16 protein-coding genes and 1 pseudogene are annotated in these 20,606 nt (G+C 72.3%); 12 read left to right on the top strand and 5 right to left on the bottom strand.

Annotated elements, in window-relative coordinates:
• Nucleotides 1–18 precede the first annotated feature (18 nt).
• The 7 genes and pseudogenes from H9L09_RS18055 to ccrA all read left to right on the top strand — a co-directional run bounded on the left by H9L09_RS18055 (nucleotide 19) and on the right by ccrA (nucleotide 8,398).
• Nucleotides 19–795 (top strand): ABC transporter permease, encoded by a 777-nt coding sequence (locus tag H9L09_RS18055; RefSeq protein ID WP_246456101.1) that lies wholly within the window; start codon nucleotides 19–21, stop codon nucleotides 793–795.
• Nucleotides 792–2,633 carry an ABC transporter ATP-binding protein gene (locus tag H9L09_RS18050; RefSeq protein WP_187578202.1) on the top strand — a complete coding sequence of 614 codons (1,842 nt, stop codon included), beginning with the start codon at nucleotides 792–794 and terminating at the stop codon, nucleotides 2,631–2,633. Before H9L09_RS18055 ends, H9L09_RS18050 begins: the two co-directional genes overlap by 4 nt.
• A 49-nt stretch (nucleotides 2,634–2,682) precedes the next feature.
• Nucleotides 2,683–3,549: pseudogene (locus H9L09_RS22845) on the top strand (CoA-binding protein); the annotation flags it as partial.
• 383 nt (nucleotides 3,550–3,932) lie between these two features.
• Nucleotides 3,933–4,757, top strand: coding sequence for an acetate--CoA ligase family protein (locus H9L09_RS22300; RefSeq protein ID WP_246456097.1), 825 nt, complete (start codon nucleotides 3,933–3,935; stop codon nucleotides 4,755–4,757).
• The gene (locus tag H9L09_RS18040; protein ID WP_187578200.1) at nucleotides 4,754–5,599 is read left to right on the top strand and encodes an enoyl-CoA hydratase/isomerase family protein; all 846 of its coding nucleotides are present in this window, start codon (nucleotides 4,754–4,756) and stop codon (nucleotides 5,597–5,599) included. The genes H9L09_RS22300 and H9L09_RS18040 overlap by 4 nt, the downstream gene beginning before the upstream one ends.
• Nucleotides 5,596–7,005, top strand: a complete 1,410-nt coding sequence (locus H9L09_RS18035; RefSeq protein WP_223164112.1) for an aldehyde dehydrogenase family protein — start codon at nucleotides 5,596–5,598, stop codon at nucleotides 7,003–7,005. Before H9L09_RS18040 ends, H9L09_RS18035 begins: the two co-directional genes overlap by 4 nt.
• A gap of 106 nt (nucleotides 7,006–7,111) precedes the next feature.
• The gene (gene ccrA / locus H9L09_RS18030; RefSeq protein WP_187578199.1) at nucleotides 7,112–8,398 is read left to right on the top strand and encodes a crotonyl-CoA carboxylase/reductase; all 1,287 of its coding nucleotides are present in this window, start codon (nucleotides 7,112–7,114) and stop codon (nucleotides 8,396–8,398) included.
• A 60-nt stretch (nucleotides 8,399–8,458) separates the two neighbouring features.
• On the opposite strand, the gene H9L09_RS18025 is transcribed toward ccrA, so the two are convergent.
• The 4 genes from H9L09_RS18025 to H9L09_RS18010 all read right to left on the bottom strand — a co-directional run bounded on the left by H9L09_RS18025 (nucleotide 8,459) and on the right by H9L09_RS18010 (nucleotide 14,821).
• Nucleotides 8,459–9,898 carry a T3SS (YopN, CesT) and YbjN peptide-binding chaperone 1 gene (locus H9L09_RS18025; RefSeq protein ID WP_187578198.1) on the bottom strand — a complete coding sequence of 480 codons (1,440 nt, stop codon included), beginning with the start codon at nucleotides 9,896–9,898 and terminating at the stop codon, nucleotides 8,459–8,461.
• A gap of 278 nt (nucleotides 9,899–10,176) precedes the next feature.
• Nucleotides 10,177–11,160, bottom strand: a complete 984-nt coding sequence (locus H9L09_RS18020; protein ID WP_187578197.1) for an NAD-dependent epimerase/dehydratase family protein — start codon at nucleotides 11,158–11,160, stop codon at nucleotides 10,177–10,179.
• The gene (locus H9L09_RS18015) at nucleotides 11,157–13,799 is read right to left on the bottom strand and encodes an alpha/beta fold hydrolase (protein ID WP_246456096.1); all 2,643 of its coding nucleotides are present in this window, start codon (nucleotides 13,797–13,799) and stop codon (nucleotides 11,157–11,159) included. Before H9L09_RS18015 ends, H9L09_RS18020 begins: the two co-directional genes overlap by 4 nt.
• Nucleotides 13,796–14,821 (bottom strand): 3-oxoacyl-ACP synthase III, encoded by a 1,026-nt coding sequence (locus H9L09_RS18010; RefSeq protein ID WP_187578196.1) that lies wholly within the window; start codon nucleotides 14,819–14,821, stop codon nucleotides 13,796–13,798. Before H9L09_RS18010 ends, H9L09_RS18015 begins: the two co-directional genes overlap by 4 nt.
• A 258-nt stretch (nucleotides 14,822–15,079) precedes the next feature.
• On the opposite strand from H9L09_RS18010, the gene H9L09_RS18005 reads away from it, so the two are divergent.
• Together H9L09_RS18005 and H9L09_RS18000 are read left to right on the top strand one after the other, a co-directional pair.
• A complete protein-coding gene (locus tag H9L09_RS18005) occupies nucleotides 15,080–15,760 on the top strand; it encodes a hypothetical protein (protein WP_187578195.1) in 681 nt (226 codons plus the stop codon).
• A gap of 107 nt (nucleotides 15,761–15,867) precedes the next feature.
• Nucleotides 15,868–17,499 carry an FAD-binding oxidoreductase gene (locus H9L09_RS18000; RefSeq protein ID WP_187578194.1) on the top strand — a complete coding sequence of 544 codons (1,632 nt, stop codon included), beginning with the start codon at nucleotides 15,868–15,870 and terminating at the stop codon, nucleotides 17,497–17,499.
• On the opposite strand, the gene H9L09_RS21730 is transcribed toward H9L09_RS18000, so the two are convergent.
• Complete coding sequence (locus H9L09_RS21730; RefSeq protein WP_246456547.1) at nucleotides 17,471–18,442, bottom strand: NERD domain-containing protein; 972 nt, start codon at nucleotides 18,440–18,442, stop codon at nucleotides 17,471–17,473. The genes H9L09_RS18000 and H9L09_RS21730 overlap by 29 nt on opposite strands.
• 366 nt (nucleotides 18,443–18,808) lie before the next feature.
• On the opposite strand from H9L09_RS21730, the gene H9L09_RS17990 reads away from it, so the two are divergent.
• The 3 genes from H9L09_RS17990 (at nucleotide 18,809) to H9L09_RS17980 (ending at nucleotide 20,590) form a co-directional block, all read left to right on the top strand.
• A complete protein-coding gene (locus tag H9L09_RS17990) occupies nucleotides 18,809–19,225 on the top strand; it encodes a ScoMcrA-related endonuclease (RefSeq protein ID WP_187578193.1) in 417 nt (138 codons plus the stop codon).
• Between the two features lie 15 nt (nucleotides 19,226–19,240).
• Nucleotides 19,241–19,996 (top strand): SGNH/GDSL hydrolase family protein, encoded by a 756-nt coding sequence (locus tag H9L09_RS17985; protein WP_187578192.1) that lies wholly within the window; start codon nucleotides 19,241–19,243, stop codon nucleotides 19,994–19,996.
• Nucleotides 19,997–20,098: 102 nt separating this feature from the next.
• Entirely contained in the window at nucleotides 20,099–20,590 is a 492-nt protein-coding gene (locus tag H9L09_RS17980; RefSeq protein WP_187578191.1) for a VOC family protein, read from the top strand.
• Nucleotides 20,591–20,606 lie beyond the last annotated feature (16 nt).

The raw sequence follows: 20,606 nt of genomic DNA, 5'->3' as shown, positions 1-20,606 counted from the left end.
CGCATCGGCCTGGCCATCGTGTCGGTCCTGACCCTGCTCGTCATCGTCGGCCCCTGGATCGCGCCGTACTCATCGTCCGAGTTCGTGGGCGCCCCGTTCACGCTCCCGTCCGGAAGCGCCTGGCTGGGGACCGACGGCCTGGGCCGCGACGTCCTGAGCAGGTTCCTCTCCGGGGGACGGAGCGTCCTGGCCATGTCCCTCCTGGCTGCAGTGAGCGGGGTGGGCGCCGGCGCCTTCATCGGTCTCTTCGCAGCGCATGCCGGCGGCCTCGTCGATGGTCTGCTGATGCGGCTCAACGACGTGCTGCTCGCGTTCCCCCAGATCATCTTCACGCTGCTGGTGCTCACCTGCTTCGGGCCCCACACCTGGCTGATCGCGCTCACCGTCGGCATGACCCACGCGCCTCGCACCGCCCTGGTGATCAGAGCAGCGGCCGTCCAGGTCGCCGAGCGGGACTTCGTCAAGGCAGCCGAGGCAGCCGGCGAGAGCCGTGCGCGGATCATCTTCGCCGAGCTCCTGCCGAACGTGTCCAGCCCGCTGCTCGTCGAGTTCGGGCTCCGGCTCACCTACTCCATCGGGCTGGTGGCTGCAGTCAGCTTCCTCGGATTCGGGCTGCAACCCCCGGCGGCGGACTGGGGGCTCATGATCAACGAGAACCGGATCGGGATCACGACCCAACCGTGGGCGGTGGTGGTCCCCGTGGCGGCCATCGGTCTGCTCACCATCGGTGTGAACTTCGTGACCGACGCCATCGCACGCTCGACCATCGGCATCGACAGGGAGGGAGAACAATGACGACGACAGTTGTCGAGCTCACTGACCTGTCCATCGAGCTCGAGTCCACGCACGCGAAGGTGGTTACCGAGGTCAGCCTTCACATCGGCGAGGGGGAGATCCTCGGTCTGGTCGGCGAGTCCGGCTCGGGCAAGACCACCGTCTCCACAGCCCTGCTGGGCTACTGCCGCCGGGGTGCCAGGCTGTCGGGGGGCGAGGTGAGGATCGACGGGCGGAGCCTGAGCACGGTCTCCGAAGGCGAGCTTCGAGCCATGCGCGGTTCTGTCGTCGCCTACGTGCCACAGGATCCGGGCACGGCGCTCAACCCTGCCCTGCGCATCGGCACTCAGCTCCACGAATGCCTGCGGACCCACCTCCCCCAGCTCAGTCGGAAAGAGCGGTCCGAGCGGGTCCGCAGCTGCCTCGCAGAGGTGGCGCTGCCCACCGACGGGGCCTTCCTCCGACGCTTTCCTCACCAGCTGTCGGGCGGCCAGCAGCAGCGGGTCGCCATCGCCATCGCCTTCTCCTGCCGGCCGAAGGTGATCGTGTGCGACGAGCCCACCACCGGTCTGGACGTCACCACCCAGGCCCGGGTTCTCGAGACCGTGCGGGACTTGTGCAAGCGACACAAGGTCGCAGCCCTCTATGTGTCTCACGACCTGGCCGTCGTCTCGAGCCTGGCCGACCGGGTCGCGGTCATGTACGCCGGCCGGATCGTCGAGACCGGCACCCGGGCGGAGATCTTCACCGCGGCGAAGCATCCCTACACGCGGGGGCTGCTCCGCGCCCTTCCGCAGCTGCTCTCCCGACAGCCGGTGCAGGGCATCCCGGGGTTCGCTCCTTCGCCGGGATCGCGAAGCGCTGGCTGCGACTTCGCGGCTCGGTGCCCCCTCACGGACACCGGATGCACCTCCGCGGTCCCGTCGGCGGAGCCGCTGAGCCAGACCCACGAGGTGCGTTGCTTCCACCACGATGCCGAGCCACTGCCGGAGCAGCCGCATCCGGCGGTCAACGCCGTCGCGGAGGACCAGCCAAGCGACGGGCTGCTGCGACTGGAGGGTCTCAACGCCTTCTACGACGGTCACCAGGTGCTCCACGACGTCACCTTGCAGCTGCGCAGCGGCGAATGCCTCGCACTGGTGGGGGAATCAGGGTCAGGCAAGACCACGGCGTCCCGGTGCATCGGTGGGCTGCACGCGGAGTTCAAGGGCACGCTGGAGTTCGAGGGCAGACCGCTCGGAGTCATGTCCACGCGTCGCACGAAGCAGACCCGCAAGGACATCCAGTACATCTTCCAGAGTCCCTACGCGTCGCTGAACCCACGCCGAACCGTGGGACGGACCATCTCACGACAGATCGAGCTGTTCTTCGACGTCAGCCGAGCTGAAGCGGCGAGCCGACTTCGCGAGCTGCTGGAACTGGTCTCGTTGCCCGTCGAGCTGGCCGGCTGCTATCCCGACCAGCTGTCCGGCGGCGAACGCCAACGAGTCGCGATCGCCCGGGCGCTCGCGGCCGAGCCGAAGCTGCTCGTCTGCGACGAGGTGACCTCCGCCCTGGACGTGTCCGTCCAGGCCTCGATCGTGGAGACCCTGCGCGACCTGCAGAGCCAGACCCAGGTGAGCCTCCTGTTCGTGACCCACAACCTCGCACTCACACGCACGATCGCCGACCGCGTGGCGGTGATGCGCGACGGCAGGATCGTCGAGCACGGGACCGTCACCGAGGTCTTCGACCATCCCAGCTCCAGCTACACCAGGCAGCTGCTCCGACACACGCCGACCCTGGAATCCCCCACCGAACGCGTCGCCCGGCTGGGTGACCAGACCGACGCCGGCCAGGAGCTGACGGTCTCCACCTGACCCGTCGTTCTCGCCTCCCACCCCCTCTTCCCGCCTAGACAATCCGAGGATGGGTCCTCCCATGCTGCAGTCCAGCACGCCCTCTCAGCCCCTGATCGCACCAACGCCGGCCGGCACCGCCGGCGACGCCCTCCGCGACGTGACCCCGCTCGTCCAGCCCCGCTCCGTGGTGGTGGTCGGTCCCTCCGACCGACACGCGTCGGTCCTCCACAACCTCCTCGCCGGCCGGGCTCCCGTGGTCGGTGTGCACCCGGGTCGACACAGCGTGGCCGGGTTGCCGTGCGTTCCCTCCATCGGCGACCTCGAGCACGCGCCCGATCTCGGCGTCCTGATGGTCGGGCACCGTCGCGTCGAGCAAGCGTTCGAGGAGCTGATCGCCGTCGGTGCCCGTGGCGTCGTCATGCCCGGCCTGGGCAGTGAGGCCGGGGTCGAAGGCCCCGGCATCGCGGCTCGTCTGAGATCTCGTGCCGAGGCGGCCGGCGTCGCGATCCTCGGGCACAACTGCATGGGCATCGCCACCCCGGCGTGCTCACCGTGGATCGGTACCCTGCCCGACACGTTCCTGCCCGGCAGCGTCGCGGTCGTCGCGCAGTCGGGGTCCGTCGCCGAGGCCTTCACCACGATGGGGCCCAGGGTCGGCTTCCGTGCGGTCGTCTCCACGGGGAGCGAGATCGGACGAGACGTCGCCGACTTCCTCGACCACTTCGCCGAGGATCCCGCGACCAGCGCCATCGGGCTGTTCCTGGAGACGGTTCGTCGCCCGGCGGCCTTCGTCGAGGCCCTGCGCAAGTGCGCTGAGCGGGGAAAGCCGGTGGTCTGTCTCAAGGTCGGCCGATCGGTGACCGCTGCCCGGGTCGCCCTGGCCCACACGGGCGCCATCGTCGGGTCCGGAACCTCGTTCTCCGCGGCCCTCGCCCGCTACGGCGTGATCGAGGTCGAGGACTTCCAGCAGCTCACCGAGACGCTGGAGCTCCTGGGCAGTCCGCGTCCCCTGGGCGGTGTCCGGCTGGGCGCCGTGTCCGAGTCCGGCGGCGAGTGCGGGCTGCTCGCGGACGCTGCCGACGCCGCCGGCATCGCCTTCCAGCCGATGGCAGCGTCCCTCCAGCATGATCTGGAGGAGCGATTCCCGGGACTGGTGGCGCCACAGAATCCGCTGGACGTGTGGGGCCTGGACAGCCCTGAGAGAGCGTTCCCCTGGGCGCTCGATCTGATGGCCCGCTCGGGGCAGTACGACGTGATCATCGGCCAGGTGGACCTGTCCACCTACCGGGGGCCGAGGAGAACGTCTGGTGCGAGCTCGTGGTCCGGACCCTGGCGGACCTCGCCGACACCTACGGCGTCTTCCCCGTCGTGGTCTCGGTCGGCAACTGTGACGCACCTGCGCACATCATGGCCGCGGCGCGGGAAGGGGGCGTTCCGCTGGTCCGCGGCATCGACCGAGCCATGCGGGCCATCAGCGGCATCGGGGCGAGCTGGGCCGCGGTCGACTCGGTGCCCGCGGTGGAGCACACCGTCGCGCAACCGCGGCTCGTCGGTGCGGGAGCGTTGCCGGAGTTCGACTCCGCGACCGTCCTGCGTCGCTACGGCGTGGTGGTCGCCGAGGGCATCCGCGCCGAGAACGCCCAGGCCGCGGCGGCCGCGGCGGACTCCCTGGGGTATCCGGTCGTGGTCAAGGTCGACGGCCCCGCGCACAAGTCCAGGAGCAACGGCGTGATCCTCGGGCTGACCAGCCCGCACGCGGTGTCGGAGGCCGCCACGGCCATCGGCGGCCCGGTGCTGGTGGCTCGGCAGCTGCCGCCCGGCATCGAGGTCTACTGCGGCATGAACCGCGACCCCGCATTCGGTCCCGTGTTCACCGTCGGCTTCGGAGGCACCGACGTGGAGGCGAGGACGCCCGCCGTAGCGCTGGGACCGGTGGATCGGGAGCTCGCCACCGGGCTCGTCCGATCCGCCGGGCTGCCCCCGTCGGCCTCCGGGCTCGTCGACGTCCTGCTGGCACTCGGCCGTCTCGCCTCCGAGCACCCGGAAGTGACCGAGATCGATGTGAACCCCCTCATCGTCACCACCGAGGGAGTGGTCGCCGTCGACGCCCTCGTGGTCCTGGAGCAGGGGGTGTCGCGATGAGTGACCTGATCCTGGTCGATCAGCACGGCGCCGTCCGGTGGCTGACCCTGAACCGTCCCGAGAAGCTGAACGCGCTCAGCCACGACATGGTCGGCGAGCTGAGCGCAGCCCTGACTGCGGCCGAGAAGGACGAGTCCACCAAGGTGGTCGTGCTCTCCGGGAGCGGACGAGCCTTCTGCGCCGGATTCGACCTCACCGAGGAGGCCGGGGAGGGCATCGAGGGCGCCGACACCTGGCACGACATCCTTCGCCGGGACATCGACGTCACCATGCAGCTGTGGTCGCTCTCCAAGCCGACCGTAGCCGCCGTGCATGGTTGGTGCCTGGCGGGCGGCTGCGACCTGGCGATGGCCTGCGACATGGTCATCGCCAGCTCGGACGCCCGTTTCGGTGAGCCGGAGATCCGTTACGGCTCCGGGCCCGCGACGATGCTGATGCCGTTCGTCCTCGGTGAGAAGAAGACGAACGAGCTGCTGTTCACTGGCGACTCCCTCTCCGCTGCCGAGGCCGAGCGGATCGGGCTGGTCAACCACGTCGTCGACGACCACGACCTGCGCTCGGCGATCGACGCCTTGTGCGCGAAGATCACGCCCACCCCGGCCGGCACCCTGCGCTACACCAAGCTGGCCCTGACCCGGGCCTACGAGGCGATGGGGCTGCGCACGGCCGTGTCGGCGAACCACGATCTCTCCGCCATCCTCAACAGCCTCGACTCCCCCGAGCAGCAGGCATTCGACGAGCGGGTCCGGACCCAGGGGCTCAGGTCGGCGCTGGCCTGGCGGGATGCCCGGTACGCGCCACCCCCGGCCCCCAGCGACCTGGACAGGAGTCCTGAGCCATGAGCGAGTCAAGCTCCGTGACGACCTGGGACCGGATGTACGTCGACGGGCGCTGGCAGCACCCGTCGGACCCGGCGCTCATCGAGGTCGTGCACCCGTGCTCGGAGGAGGTGGTGGCCCTGGTCGCCAGCTGCGCCGCCGTCGACGTGGACGTGGCTGTGCAGGCCGCGCGACGTGCCTTCCCCGACTGGTCCGACGCGCCCGTCGCCACTCGCCAGGGTCGGCTCCGGCGGCTGCTGGAAGGCATGCGTGCGCAAGCCGACGAGCTGGCGTCACTGGTCGAGCTCGAGATCGGCGCACCGTGGCCCCTGGCGCGCTCGGAGCATGTCGACACGCCGCTGGCGATGTTGGAGGACTGCCTGGAGCTGGTGGGGCAGTGCCATGACGAGCGCATCGGCAACTCCCTCGTCGTCCGGGAGCCTGTCGGGGTCGTCGCAGCGATCACCCCGTGGAACTACCCGCTGTACCAGCTCGTCGCCAAGGTGGCGCCCGCCCTCGCGGTCGGTTGCACGGTGGTCGCCAAGCCCGCCGAGATCGCTCCCCTCTCGACCTACCGCTTCACCGAGATTCTGCACGAGGCCGGCTTCCCGGCCGGGGTCTTCAACCTCGTTCCGGGGAGCGGCTCAGTGGTCGGCGAGGCGCTGTCAGCCCACCCTGACGTGGACATGGTGTCGTTCACCGGCTCCACCGCCGCAGGGGCCAGGGTGTCCGCGGCGGCGGCCCCGAGCGTCAAGCGGGTGGCGCTGGAGCTCGGAGGGAAGTCCGCGAGCGTGGTCCTGGAGGGATCCGACCTCGACGCGGCCGTGACCGCCACCGTGCAGAACTGCATGAGCAACAGCGGCCAGTCGTGCAGCGCCTGGACCCGGCTCCTCGTCCCGCGAGCCGAGCACGCCCGAGCGGCCCAGGTTGCGGCGGCCGCTGCCCGCGAGCTGAGCGACGGCCTGGGCCCCGTGGCCTCGCGTGCGCAGTTCGACTCGGTGCAGTCCTACATCGCCGCCGGGATCGACGAGGGAGCACAGCTAGTCGCGGGCGGTCTGGGTCGGCCCGCGCACCTGAGCTCGGGGTACTACGTCCCCGCGACGGTCTTCGCCCAGGTCGATCCCTCCATGCGCATCGCACGCGAGGAGATCTTCGGGCCCGTGCTCGTGGTCATCTCCTACGACGACGTGGACGACGCCGTACGCATCGCCAACGACAGCCCGTACGGACTGCACGGGGCGGTGTGGGCCGGCACCGAGGAGCACGGGGTGGCCGTCGCCCGCCGGCTCCGGACCGGGCAGGTGGACGTCAACGGCGGCCAGTTCAACGTCTCAGCGCCGTTCGGCGGCTACAAGAAGTCCGGTAACGGACGCGAGCTGGGCCGTTTCGGGCTCGAGGAGTTCCTCGAGACCAAGGCGATCCAGCTCTGACCCACCACGCAGGCAACGGCCTCCTCCGCCAGGCAGCACCGCCTCGACCCCGCCCGACCCACCGTGCTGATGCACACCCTGTCCCCCATCGAAGGAGTTCGGCCCGATGACCACCCTGACCAGCCAGCGGAAGAGCGTCGCCACCCCCGGCGCAGAGATCGTGCCCGTGGGAGAGCTGCCCCCGCTCGGCGTCGTGCCGAGCCACATGCACGCACAGGTCGTGCGTCAGGAGCGGTACGGCGATCCCCTGACGGCGTTCCAGCACGAGGTGGTCCAGGTGCCGGACCTGGGCCCGGACGAGGTCCTGGTGGCCGTCATGGCCGCCGGCATCAACTACAACAACGTGTGGGCGGCACGCGGGTATCCCGTCGACCAGATCGGCGCGCGGCAGCGCAAGGGCGAGCCCCACGACTTCCACATCGGCGGATCGGACGCGTCCGGGATCGTCTACGCGCGCGGCGACGCGGTCACGGGGGTCGAGATCGGTGACGAGGTCGTGATCCACCCCGGATGGTGGGAGACCGACGATCCCTGGATCGCGGCCGGGAAGGACGCGATGATCGCGCCCTCCGCCAGGATCTGGGGCTACGACACCAACTTCGGCTCCTTCGCCCAGTTCTCCCGGGTGCAGGCCCACCAGGTCCTGCCCAAGGCCGAGCACCTCGGATGGGCCGCGGCGGCGGCCCCCACGCTGGTGGGCGCGACCGCCTATCGCATGATGCACGGGTGGGCCGGCAACACGGTCACCGCGGGTGACGTGGTCCTGGTGTGGGGCGGATCGGGCGGTGTCGGCTCACAGGCCATCCAGCTGGCCAAGCTCGCCGGTGCCGTACCGGTCGCGGTGGTCTCCGAGGCCGAGCGGGGGCAGTACGCGATGGATCGCGGCGCCGCCGGGTGGATCGATCGACACGACTTCAGCCACTGGGGCATCCCGCCGTTGGTGGACGACACGGCCGGACAGCGCGAGTGGTCGGCCGAGGCCAAGAAGTTCGGCAAGCGCATCTGGGAGATCGCCGGAGAGCGGACCGACCCAGCCCTCGTCGTGGAGCACCCCGGTGCGGCAACCGTGCCGACCAGCATCTTCGTGTGCCAACCCGGGGGGATGGTGGTCATCTGCGCGGGCACCTCCGGCTTCGACGCCATGGTCGACCTGCGCTACCACTGGACCCGACAGAAGCGCTTCCAGGGATCTCACGGCACCAACGACTCCCAGGCGCAGGGCTACAACGATCTGGTGCGGTCCGGGCAGATCGACCCGTGCCTCGGCCGTGTCGTGAGCTTCGACGAGATCGGGTCCGCGCACGCCAGCATGGGTCGCGGCGAGGACGTCTTCGGGAACATGGTCGCGCTCGTGGGTTCCTCCGCGCCGACCGACGGGGCCGCGACCGGATGAGGCCGGAGAGCGGAGCGGCGCGAGGCGGGCTTGCGCCGCCCGGCCGGTCACTCCGCCCGGTCAATCCTCGTCGAACAGCCCCGGCTCGTCCACGGGCACCTCGAGACCGGGCAGCGTGACGTCCTGCTCCGCCGGCCGGCCGCTCCCCCGGCCGGACTGGCCGGCGTACCCGGGCTGCAACCGGTCCCGACCCAGCTTGGCCTCGACGACGAGCCGGAGCGCCCGGCGCAGCACGTCGACCATGGCCTCGGCCTGGCGCGTCTCCCGCTCGCAGACCGCGGCCTCCGCGGCGTCTTGCGCGAGGATCGCCCGGTCGCGGGCCTGCCGCCAGGCGAGCTCCTGGCCGCTGCTCCAGGCGATCAGCTCGAGGATCAGGTCGCGCTCGCCGGAGCAGACGCTCGCGGCGATCTCACCGGTCAGCGAGCCCGGGGAGTCGGCGTCGAGCTGGAGCAGCGTCATCATCGCGGGGTGGACCGGGTCGGTCGCGGCCTCCACCTCGCGGCGCTCGGCGAGGTCGAGCAGCTGGTGGATGTCCGCGTCCTCGACGCCCGCCACGTCGCTGTCGGGCTCGAAGGTACGGCGGCCTCCGACCCTCGCCACGAGGTCGTCGTCGATCGTGTCCACGGTGTCGGACATGATCGACAGCATGGTGCGCAGGTGCTCGGGGGCGAACGGGTACGCCGGCAGGTGCAGCTGCACCATCACGGTGTCCTCGACCAGGACGAACTTGAGGTAGCGCACGTCGCGGTTAAGCACCGCGACCTCGAAGGCCGCCCGGTCCCGGTCGGTGACGTCGTGCACCAGCGAGCAGAACAGCTGCACCGCCGGCGCCGTCTCCAGGACCCGCACGAAGATCAGCGCGCTGCCGCTCACCACCGGGATGTCGTCGTCCTCGTCGTGCTCCGGCGGCTGCCCGAACAGCGGCACGAGGGCTTTGTCGACCAGGTCCAGCAGGTGCTCACGGTCGTGCGGGAAGACGGCCGGCACCTCGACCTCGGGCTCGGTGGCCGTCGCGGGGTCGGGCCGGTCGAGGCCGGCGTCGTCACCGAGCCCCTCCGCGGACAGGAACGCCGGGTGCGGCACCGCGAACACCTCACGGAGCACCTGGGTGGTCATCACCGCGAGCCGGTCGGCGTGGGCGCGGTCGAGGTCGAGGAAGTAGTTGGCCGATCCCCCGTCGAGCTCGTCGGACCGGCCGGCCGTCGGCGCGGCCCAGCCCAGCCGCAGCACGGACTCCGACCCGGCGCGGTCGAGCTGCAGCTCGTCGGCGAGATAGGCGTTGCTGGACACCTCGCAGCGGACCCGGGTGCCGCCCCAGCCGCAGAACTGCACGTAGGGCGTCGCGCCGTCGCCGTCCTCGTCGACGGCCGAGTCGTCGACGCTCACCACCAGCACGTCGTCGTCGGCCATCTCGGCGACGTGGTCTGCGAGCCGCGCCCGGAACCTGCTCCAGGCCCGCTCGGTGCTCCGGTCCAGATCGAACCCTGCGAACTCGCTCATGCTGCCCCCGTGCACTCGACCCCTCGTCCTCTCCCCCAGCGTAGGCCGGTCCGCCGACATTCAGCGTGGGAGTGGATCTCCTGCTCCGGCGGGCCTCGTCGGGCAGGATGGGCCGATGGACGAGGGATCGACCGGGTGGGTGTGCGAGTACTGCGGGCAGCAGGGCCGGAGCGACCAGCCCGTGGACCAGGTGCAGTGCCCCGACTGCGGGGAGCCCGTCACCCCGCTGAGCTGAGACCCGCTCAGCTGGGAGCCGCTCAGGCGAGCCCCGGCGGCGATCAGGTCGGGTGGGGGCCGCCGGCGGCGTACCAGGCGCCGAGGCGCTCGAAGCCCTCGTCCAAGCTGACCTCCGGCCGCCAGCCGAGCACCTCGCGGGTCCGCCGCTGGTCGAACCAGTGAGCCGTGGAGAGCTGCCCGGCGAGGAACCGGGTGATCGGCGGGGTGTCCCGGCGCCGGGTGGCCGCCCAGATCCCGTCCACCGCCGTCCCGGCCGTCCGGCCGAGCCAGACCGGCACGCGCCGCTGCGGTTCCGGGACGCCGGCGGCCCGGCACAGCCGGGCGAGCACCTCCCGGACCGGCCGGGGCTCGCCGTTCGACACCACCAGCGGCTCCCCGTGCGCGGGCCCGCAGGCGTCGACGGCGGCGACGAGCGCGGCGCCGGCGTTGTCGATGTACGTCGTGTCGATCAGGGCCGCGCCGGCGCCGAGCACCGGCAGCCGTCCGGCCCGGGCCCGGGCGACGAGCCGGGCCACGAGCTGGGTGTCGCCCGGTCCCCAGACCAGGTGCGGGCGGATCGCCAGCACCGCGAGGGCAGGTGAGTCCGCGGCGAGCGCCAGCTGCTCGGCGACCGCCTTGGACCGCGCGTAGTGCCCGCCGGCCCGGTCCGGGTCGGCCGGCTCGGCGCCGACCCCGACCAGGGGTCGGCCGGCGTGCGCCACCGACGGCGAGGAGACGTGCACCAGCCGGCCCACGCCCGCGGCCCGGCTGGCCTCGACGACGGTGCGGGTGCCGTCGATGTTGGCGCGTGCGAAGTCGGCCCAGCGGCCCACTACGTCGACCTTGGCCGCCAGGTGCACGACGGCGTCCTGGCCCGCGGCGGCGCGCCGCACGACCGTCGGGTCGGCGACGTCGCCGAGCACCTCCCGGCAGTCCAGGCCCGCGGGCCGTCGCTGCAGCACGCAGACCTCGTCACCGCGGTCGATCAGCGCCCGGGCGGTGGTCCGCCCGAGCATGCCGCTGGCCCCGGTGAGCAGGACCCTCATGCGTGCAGGGAACCGGCGAGGAACCGGGCCGCCTCCGCGGCCACCTGCTGCCGGTCGACCTTCGAGGCGTGCCGGACGTCCACGGGCAGGTGGTCCGTGGTGAGCACGGCGGTCACCTCGGTGTCCGCGGCGGCGCGTACGGCGTCGGTCAGCGCGGTGTCCGCGAGCCTCATCCGGCCTCGTCCCCCGGATCCTCGCCCGAGACGTTCCCCGAGGCCGCCGCGCGACGACGTACCGGTGAGCACGACGACCACGGCGAGCACCTGGGCGCCGGCCGGGCCGACCCCGACCGCGGCCGCGGCCTGCACCAGCGGCAGCCGCTCCACGCGCTGCTCGACCCCGACCGGGGTGACCGCGCCCTGGGCGGTGCTGATCACGTGCGGCAGCCGGCCCTCGACCCACAGCCGGCCCTCGGCGTCGAGGTGACCGACGTCCCCGGTGCGGTGCCAGCCCGGGTCCTCGGTGCTGGCCCGCTCGGTCGCCCACAGGCCGTCGTAGCGGTCCTTGACGTGGCCGGCCCGGACGACGATCTCGCCGGTCCGGCCGGGCTCGGCGGTCAGCGGCCCGTCCGCGGTGCCGGCGGCGTCCAGCGGGCTGACCGCGACCTCGACCGCGGGCAGCGGGCGGCCGACGCAGACGCCCTCCCCGGAGCCGGCGGTGAGGATCTCCTCCAGCGACACGTCGGTGACCGGCAGCGCCTCGGTCATCCCGTACGGCGTGTGGAACCGCGCCGAGGGCAGGACCGACTGCAGCGACTCCAGCAGCGCCGCGGGCACGGGTGCGCCCGCGGACATCACCAGCCGGATCCGGCCGAGCGCCGCGGACTGCTCGCCGGTGAGCCCCTGGCGGGTGGCGGCGACGTTGCGCAGCGCCGCCGGCGAGGCGAACACGATCGTGGCGTCCACCGCGACCGCGGCGTCGGCCAGGGTGGCCGCGGCGAGCGTGCCGGGCACGGTGACGTCGATGTCGGGCACGGCGGAGCCGATCCCGAGGGCCGGGCCGAGCAGCGCGAACGGGGCGAACGCGGCAACCAGCCGGTCCTCCCCGGTGATGGCGTACGTCGACGCCAGCAGCTCCAGCTGCGAGCGCACCTGGTGGTGCCGGTAGACGACACCCTTGGCCGGTCCGGTGGCGCCGGAGGTGAAGACCACCGCGCAGTCCCGGTCCGCGGCCGGCGGCGCCGGCAGCGGCGAGCGGCGACCGAGCTCGGCCAGCTCGTCGAGGCTGTGGCTGACCCCGAGGGCCCGGCGCTGCGGGTCGCCGATCGCGCGGACCGCGATCCTGCTGCCGGGCAGCCCCATCAGCCGGGCCGCAGCCAGGCCGGCGGGCGCGCCGATCACGTGGTCGACCGATGCGCTGCGCAGCGCCCGGCGCATGCCGGCGAAGCCGAGGCCCTTGTCCGCGACCACCACCACCGCGCCCGCACGCCAGGCGGCGTAGACCGCGGCGGTGAGGTCGGAGGACGGCTCCACGAGCAGCCCGATCCGGTGCCCGGGCCGGACGCCCGCGGCGGCCAGGCCGGCGGCGAGCTCCCGCACCCGGCGGTCCAGGACCTGCCAGCTGACGGTGTGGCCGCCCACTTCGACGACCGCCGGGGCGGTGTCGTCGGTGCGCTCCTCGAGCGCGGACCACAGCCTGCGCCCGGTCGCCCCCTCCGGCCGGGCGGCCCCGGTGGTGGGCTCCCCCTCGGGACCGTCGATCGGCTCCAGGGCGGGCTCGGCGGCGTCACGGCCGGCGACCATCTCGCCCACCCATCGGGCGACGGCCTCGGCGTACTGCGGAGCGTCCTCGGTGACAAGGTGCGAGGCGCCCTCGTAGCGGTGCAGCTGCGCGTGCGGCAGCCGGTCGAGCAGGTCGGCGAGGTACTTCTCGCCGAACACCGGGTCGCGGGGTCCCCAGAACAGCAGCGCCGGCACGTCGAGGGTGCGCACGCCCTTGGCGATCGCCTCCACGGTGGGCCGGGACGGGTGCAGCTCGGCGAAGGGGATGTCGGCGACGAAGTCACCGACGGAGCGGCGGCGCTCGGCCGTGCGGTACGGCGCCGCGAGGGCCCGTCGTACGTCGAGGGGCAGGGCCGGCCGGGAGAGGGCCGACGTGCCCCAGACGAAGGTGTTGGTGCGCACGCAGGCGTTCTCACGCAGCAGCGGCACGTGCGCCATCCGGATCAGCACCGGACCCCGGTCGCCCGGGGGCTGCTCGACGGCGGTGTTGCCCAGCACGACGCCGCGCAGCTGGTCGCGGTGCTCCAGCGCCCAGCCCAGCGAGATGGCGCCGCCCCAGTCGTGGCCGACGGTCACCACCGGCCCGGTGACGCCGAGCTCGGCGGTCAGCGCGCCCAGGTCCTCGACCCGCTGCGCCAGCGTCCGCGCCTCGTCCAGCCGCTCGGAGTAGCCCATGCCGAGGTGGTCCGGGGCCAGCACCCGCCAGCCGGGAGGGGCGGCGGTGAACAGCCGGCGCCACAGGTAGGACCAGGTGGGGTTGCCGTGCACGCACAGCAACGTGCCCTCGGTCGGCTCCACTCCGTTGTCCAGGACGTGCCAGGTGCGCGCGACGCCATCGGCGTCCGGCGCGGTGACGACGCGCGACCACGCCGGGTCGAGGCCCGGCAGCTCGAGGCCGGCCAGCGGAGTCGGGTTCACCACGCGATCTCGAGGCAGCAGGCGTTCAGCCCGGAGCCGATGCCCATCAGCATGACCCGGTCCCCCGGGCTCAACGTGTCCACCTCGGCGGCCAGCGTGAACGGCACCGAGACCGGACCGATGTTGCCGAACTCGGGGAACGTGGTCGGCACCCGCTCCGGGTCGATGCCCAGCCGGGAGCTGAGCGCGTCGGTGTGCACCTGGGAGACCTGGTGGATGATGTAGCGGTCCATGCCGTTGATCCAGTCGAAGTCGTCGGCCGCCTCGACCCACAGGTCCTCCGACAGCTGCAGGCCGGCGTCGAGCAGGCCCTTGAGGTCGGTGGTCATCACGCCGTTGTCCCCGGTGCACAGGTCGTGGTGCTCGGTGCCGGCCCGGCTGACCGCGGCGACGATCCGGTGCCCCTCGGGGTGCCGGTCGGCCCGGCCGAGGACCATCGCGGCCGCCCCCGAGCCCAGCGTGAACGCGGCGAACTCCGCCATCACGTCCTTGGCGGTGATCTCGGGACCGGAGAGCCGCCTGATCGTGGCCTCCTGCACCGCCCGGGAGTCCTCGCCGTTGACGACCAGCGCGTAGTCGACCATGCCGGCGTCGATCATCGCGCCGGCGATCTCCATGCCGGTGACGAACCCGAGGCAGGCGTTGGTGACGTCGAAGTTCTGGCACGACGGCGGCAACCCGATCGCGTCGTGCACGGCCACCGCGGTCGCCGGCTCCAGGTGGGTCCGGCCGATCGAGGTGTTGACCATGAGCCCGATGTCGGCCGGGTCCACCCCGCTCTCGGAGATCGCCTTGGCGCCGGCGGTCGCCGCGCCCTCGACGAAGCTCACGTCGTCGGGCCACCAACGACGCTCGCGGATGCCGACGAGCCTCTCGAGCAGCCCGGCGCGCAGGCCCACCCGCTCGTAGATGTCGCCGAGGCGGCGGTCGAGCTCGTCGGAGGTGACGACGTTCGGGGCCTCGACGCGGCTCACGCTGAGCATGGTCGTGTTGTTGAAGCGGTGCGTGGTGTTGCCGATCAAGACTCATGCCTCATCTGCGCTCGGGGACCCCATGAGTTGGGGTTCACCCCCAAGTTCTACCCGATCCTGGTCTGCGCAGTCGGGCAGACCGGTCGGGTCTGGACCGCGCGCAGGCGATATCAGGCTCGTTCGCGCCTGCGGGAGGCGGGTGCTCCGTGACCAGCGCCACGCTGCGTCGGCATGGCTGACCGGTCCGAGGGGTATGCCAGGGGGACCGGGCGCCACCACGGCGTCCGGCAGACGTTCGGAGGTGGACCGGTGGCGAAGGACAAGCCCGCGCCCGCGGAGAGGGCCCGCACACGCAAGAAGAAGGCCGAGGGGGCGGTCGCGCAGGTGGAGGCCACCCAGAGCCGGCTCGACGAGGCCACCCGGTCCCGCGACCGCGCGAAGACCTCCCTGGCCGACCTGGAGCGGTCGCTGCAGAAGCAGCGCCGGAAGACGGCGCGTCTCGCATCCGAGGTCTCCGAGACCCGGCGCACGCTGAAGGCGGCGAAGAAGGACCGCCGCGAGGCGAAGACGGCGCTCGCCGGGCACCAGGCCCGGGCGTCCAAGCACCTGGCGCGGCTCGCGGACGCGGAGGCAGCTGTGGCGACCGAGACCGCCGCCGCGCAGGTGACGGAGGGCCGGCCCCGCGAGGCCGTGGCCGCGGCCACCGGAGCAGCCGCCCCGGCCCGCAGCGCCGCCCCCGCCGAGAAGGCTGCGACTCCGGGCACCGCCACCAAGAAGACCGCCACCCCGCGCACCACCACCAAGAAGACCGCCACCCCGCGCACCACCACCACGAAAGCCGCCACGCCCCGAGCCACCACCAAGAAGGCCACCAGCCCCCGCACCGCCACCAAGAAGACCGCCACCCCCAGCGCCAGCACCAAGAAGACAGCCACCTCGCGCACCACCACCAAGAAAGCCGCCACCCCGCGCACCACCAAGAAGGCGTAACCCGCGCGTCCGCGGCCACCCCGGGACAGGATCGGCGGGCGCGACGTGCCCGCTGATGAGTAGCCGGGCTCACGCGCGGCACCCCCGGCGGGGCCTACCGTCAGGCCATGAAGCAGAGGCGGCGCTCGCCGCGGCGCCGGTGGCTGCGGTTGCTGCTCGCGGGGCTGCTGCTGGTCGTCCTGCTGCAGACCGGGGCGCTGCTCGAGCGCTACAGCGCCGCGCCGGCCGCGGCGGACGACTGCACCGTGCAGGTCTCCCCCGCCCCGGCCTCCCTCGCACCGGGGGTCCTCGACGGCTATCCGCGGTGGCTGACCCAGGAGCGCGGCACGGTCTCCGACGCCAGCTGCCTGACCAGGACGCCGGTCTACGGCGTCGCCCGTCCCCGCTCGACCGACGAGCTGCGGCGGGCGTTGTCGTTCGCCCGCTCCCACGGCCTCTCGGTGTCGGTCTCCGGCACCCGGCACAGCATGGGCGGCCAGGCGTCGTACCCCCAGGCCCTGGTGCTGGACATGCGTGACCTGGACCGCGTCGTCGTCGACGAGGCGGCCGGCACCGTCCGCGTCGGTGGTGGCGCGACCTGGCGGAAGGTCCTCGAGGCCAGCCATGCCCGCGGGCTGTCGGTGGCCGCGATGCCGAGCATCGACGTGCTCAGCGTCGGAGGGACGCTCTCGGCCAACGCCCACGGCGCCGACTTCCGGGTCGGCAGCCTGGCCTCGACGGTGCGGAGCCTGCGGGTGATGACGGCCGACGGCACCGTGCGCACGGTGGACCGGGCCACCGATCCCGAGCTGTTCGGTGCCGTGATCGGCGGCTACGGACTGTTCGGCGTGATCGTCGAGGCGGAGCTCGACCTCGTCCCCGCCGAGATGTACCGGCTCCGCCAGCGGACCGTTCCGACCGCGGACTTCCCGGCGCTGTTCCAGGACTCGATCGCCGCGGACGAGAACACCCGGCTGATGTACGCCCACCTGTCCACCTCCCCGTCGTCGTTCCTGCAGGAGGCGATCGTCTACACCTACGAGCGCATCGAGGGGTACGACGAGCCGATGCCGCCGCTGCGGGAGGAGCAGGACTCCCGGGTCGCCCGGCTGGTGCTCAACGTGGCGCGTCACGGCGGGGTCGGGCAGCGGCTGAAATGGTCGGCCCAGCGGCACGTGCTGCCCCGGGTCCGCGCCTGCCACCAGCCGCGCAGCGAGGCGCTCCGGGCGGCCGAGGCGTGCCTGGTGTCGCGCAACCAGGCGATGTACAACGGGCTCGGGCTGCTGCGCAACCGGCTGACCCGCTACACCGACGTACTCCAGGAGTATTTCCTCGCGCCCGAGCAGCTGGTGCCGTTCCTCCGCGAGGCGCGCGGAGTCCTGAACGCCCACGACGCACAGCTGCTCAGCGCCTCGGTCCGGGCGGTGCACGACGAGGAGGTGCTGCTCGACTACGCCCGCGGCGACCGGCTGTCGGTAGTGCTCTACCTCAGCCAGGAGGTCAGCGTCGCCGGCAACCGGGACATGGCGCGGCTCAACCAGGAGCTGATCGCGATCGCGCTGCGGCACGGGGGCACCTTCTACCTGCCCTACCAGCAGCACTACACCGGCGCGCAGCTGCGGCAGGCCTACCCGATGGTCGACGACTTCTTCGCGCTCAAGCGGCAGGTCGACCCGGAGCTGCTGTTCATGAACGGCTTCTACAGCCGGTACGCCGACGCCGGGTCAGCGGTCACAGCCTCGGGTAGCGCTGCAGGGTGAGCTCGAGGTAGCGGCGAGGGGGCTGCAGGTCCTTGGCCAAGGGCTCGTTGCTCGACGGCACGAGCAGCCCGGTCGAGAGATCGGCGTAGCCGAGGTCGAAGATGCCCTGATCCAGGACCGCGTGGGTGCCGTAGAGACGGTTCGTCGCCCCGGAGCGCCAGTGCTGCCCGACCAGAAAGTTGCACGAAAGCCCCAGCCGGTTGAGCAGCCTGCCGCCCGCAAGCTGGGTCGGGATCTTCGGCAGCCGCGACATCGCCAGCCCGAGGCCACCAGGATGAGCGTCGGCGAGAATGCCCTGGACGACCGCGGCTTGCGCCTGGTCGGTCACCACGACCGTTCCGTTCACCAGGTCCTTGTAGCCGAGGCTCTCCCCGTGCTCGTCATTCAGGTAGAGCCTGCGGTGACCTGACCGAGCCCACGTTTCGACGTAGAGGAAGACGTTGCTTTTGAGGAACATCGCCCGGGCAGGCGCCTCGTTCCTCTGCGCTTCGGCGACCACCGACTTCGCGGTCGCGTCGGCCGCAGGGAACGACTGGAGGACGCTGCTGAGCAGTCCGTCCACCCGGGAGGCATCGCACACCTCGGGCAGTGCGTCGATGACAGACACCAGCTCGGGAACCGCGACGACCATGGCCCCGCTGGGCAGGTAGGTCGCCGGCGTTCCGAGCGCCTCGTCTGCGGTCAGAGCGAGGACGGTGCGGACGTGGCCGCCCATTCCCGCCCCGGTCAGGGCGTCCTCCACCCGGGCGCCCAGGCCCACCAGCTTGCTGACCTGTGTCGCTCGGCTGTGGCCGCCGACTCTCAGGGTCCCTCGCTCGATTGTGACCGCGCCCGACCAGTTCTTGCTGTCCACCACCACCACACCGCCGGGGCCGACGACGAGGTGGTCGATGTTGCCGCCGCCGGGCATCAACCGGTCATGGAGCACGTGCCAGCCCCGCACCGTCAGCTCCGCGAGGGCACGGGCGGTCTCCCGCTCCCCCGAGGCGCCCCGCTCGTAGTTGGCCGCTCGTTGACGGGCGTAGGCGGCCTTCCGATCCAGAGTGGAGGCCGCTCGGGCCGCGCTCTCGGCCTGCCCCTGGGCGCTGCCACCCGCCCCGCGCACCGGCGCCCAGCCCTCCGGGCTTTCGCCGCCAGACGTGCTTCTTCCGCTCAACGCTTCCCCCTGCGTCCGCACCCGATCCCGAGAACTGCGGACGCACCGTACCGCCCGAAACGCTCCAAGCGCCGTCGCTTGAGGCAATCCGCCTCCCCGCCGGCAGGTCCGGCCGCCTCCCCGCCGGCCGGGCGCCCCGCGTAAATTGGCCTCATGCCTGACTGGGACCTCGTGAACCGTTCGCACGTGCTGAAGGCGATGGGCGAGTACGACTCGCTCGGGGACCGGGAGTTCCTGCGTCGCTACGGCTTCCGCCGCTCGGTCGCCTACACGGTGTGGCACAGCGGCCGCGAGTACGACTCCAAGGCGATCCTCGGGGTGGCCTACATGTACGCGACCGGGACCCCGGCGATGTCGTCGGAGTTCTCCGGCGGGATGGACGGCGCCGCCAAGGTGCTGGAGGACCGCGGCTTCGACGTCGTGGTCGACGAGCAGGAGGTCGCGGCCGAGCGGCCGCGCAAGGTCGCCCCGGCGCGGGCCCGCACAGCGGTGGCCGCCCCGGCGGTCAAGGTGTGTCCCACCTGCCACCTCGCGGTGCCGGCCTCCGGCGTCTGCGACTACTGCGACTGAGCCGGGGCGCCTCCGATGATCCAGCGACTGGTAGCCCTCGGTGACAGCACCGTGGAAGGGCTCGAGGACCCGGGCCCGGACGGCACGTACATCGGCTGGGCGGACCGCTTCGCCCGGCGGCTCGCGGTCGAGAACCCCGGGCTGCTCTACGCCAACCTCGCGGTCCGCGGGCAGACCTCGCTCGAGGTCCGCGAGACCCAGCTGGACCGGGCGCTGGAGATGCGTCCGGACATGGTGCTGCTCGTCGCCGGCGTCAACGACCTGCTCCGACCCCGGGTGGACCGGGCCGCGCTGAGGGACAACCTCATGCAGATGTTCCGCGCGCTGCGCGAGCAGGGCACCCACGTGGTGACCTTCACCATGCCGGACATGGCCCGGGTGGCGCCGCTCGCGTTCGCGCTGCGCCCCCGGATCGAGTTCCTCAACCGGGTCCTGCGCGACGCGGGCGCGGCGTACGGCGTCACCGTGGTCGACCTCGCCGCGGAGCCGGTGGCCAGCCACCCGGCCCTGTGGCACGACGACCGGCTGCACGCGAACTCCGACGGGCACCGCCGGATCGCGGCCGCCCTGGCCGAGGCGCTGGGTCTCGAGGCCGACGACTGGCGGGCGGAGCCGGGCGAGACGATCCCGCGCGGCTGGCTGCGCATCGTCCTCGGCGAGACCGCCTGGGCCGGCACCCACCTGGCGCCGTGGGTCTGGGGCCGGTTGCGCGGCGAGGAGTTCGACGGCGGCGGCAACTGCAAGCGGCCCGACCTGCTGCCGGTGGTCTGATCCCGGGGAGCCCGGCTCCCGATCAGTCCGAACGGGCTATGGCCGCCGGCACCTCCGGCTCATATGGTTGAACGATCATTGACCTTGGCCGAGGTGAACGACATGACCCAGCTGGACCTGACGGCGATCGAGCACGAGCGGGACCGGATCCGCTCGACGTACCTGCACGAGCACCGGCCGGCGTCCGCCGCCCGGGGGCTGCACCACACGGCGCTGATCTGTGCCGACGTCGAGCGCACGGTGCGGTTCTACCAGGACGTGCTGGAGTTCCCGCTCACCGAGATCTTCGAGAACCGCGACTACCCGGGGTCGAACCACTTCTTCTTCGACATCGGCAACGGCAACCTGCTGGCCTTCTTCGACCTTCCCGGCCTCGACCTCGCTCCCTACGCGGAGGTCCTCGGTGGCCTGCACCACCTGGCGATCTCGGTCGAACCGGACCGGTGGGCGCAGCTGCGGGCGAACCTGGACGCCGCGGGCGTGGAGTACCTCGAGGAGAGCGGCACCTCGCTGTACTTCCGCGACCCGGACGGCGCCCGCCTGGAGCTGATCGCCGACCCGCTCGGGGAGATGTACGGCACCACGGTGCTGTGACCCCCCGGCCGAGGTG

It is taken from the genome of Nocardioides mesophilus (assembly GCF_014395785.1).
Lineage (GTDB): Bacteria > Actinomycetota > Actinomycetes > Propionibacteriales > Nocardioidaceae > Nocardioides_B > Nocardioides_B mesophilus.
This window is presented reverse-complemented; position numbering and strand designations above follow the sequence as displayed.

Bases quoted from the DNA above. Each gene is read 5' to 3' on its own strand.
- H9L09_RS17985 (WP_187578192.1), top strand. From the start codon at position 19,241: ATGATCCAGCGACTGGTAGCCCTCGGTGACAGCACCGTGGAAGGGCTC.
- H9L09_RS18035 (WP_223164112.1), top strand. From the start codon at position 5,596: ATGAGCGAGTCAAGCTCCGTGACGACCTGGGACCGGATGTACGTCGAC.
- H9L09_RS18025 (WP_187578198.1), bottom strand. From the start codon at position 9,898: ATGAGCGAGTTCGCAGGGTTCGATCTGGACCGGAGCACCGAGCGGGCC.
- ccrA (WP_187578199.1), top strand. From the start codon at position 7,112: ATGACCACCCTGACCAGCCAGCGGAAGAGCGTCGCCACCCCCGGCGCA.
- H9L09_RS17980 (WP_187578191.1), top strand. From the start codon at position 20,099: ATGACCCAGCTGGACCTGACGGCGATCGAGCACGAGCGGGACCGGATC.
- H9L09_RS18050 (WP_187578202.1), top strand. From the start codon at position 792: ATGACGACGACAGTTGTCGAGCTCACTGACCTGTCCATCGAGCTCGAG.
- H9L09_RS18020 (WP_187578197.1), bottom strand. From the start codon at position 11,160: ATGAGGGTCCTGCTCACCGGGGCCAGCGGCATGCTCGGGCGGACCACC.
- H9L09_RS17990 (WP_187578193.1), top strand. From the start codon at position 18,809: ATGCCTGACTGGGACCTCGTGAACCGTTCGCACGTGCTGAAGGCGATG.
- H9L09_RS18000 (WP_187578194.1), top strand. From the start codon at position 15,868: ATGAAGCAGAGGCGGCGCTCGCCGCGGCGCCGGTGGCTGCGGTTGCTG.
- H9L09_RS18040 (WP_187578200.1), top strand. From the start codon at position 4,754: ATGAGTGACCTGATCCTGGTCGATCAGCACGGCGCCGTCCGGTGGCTG.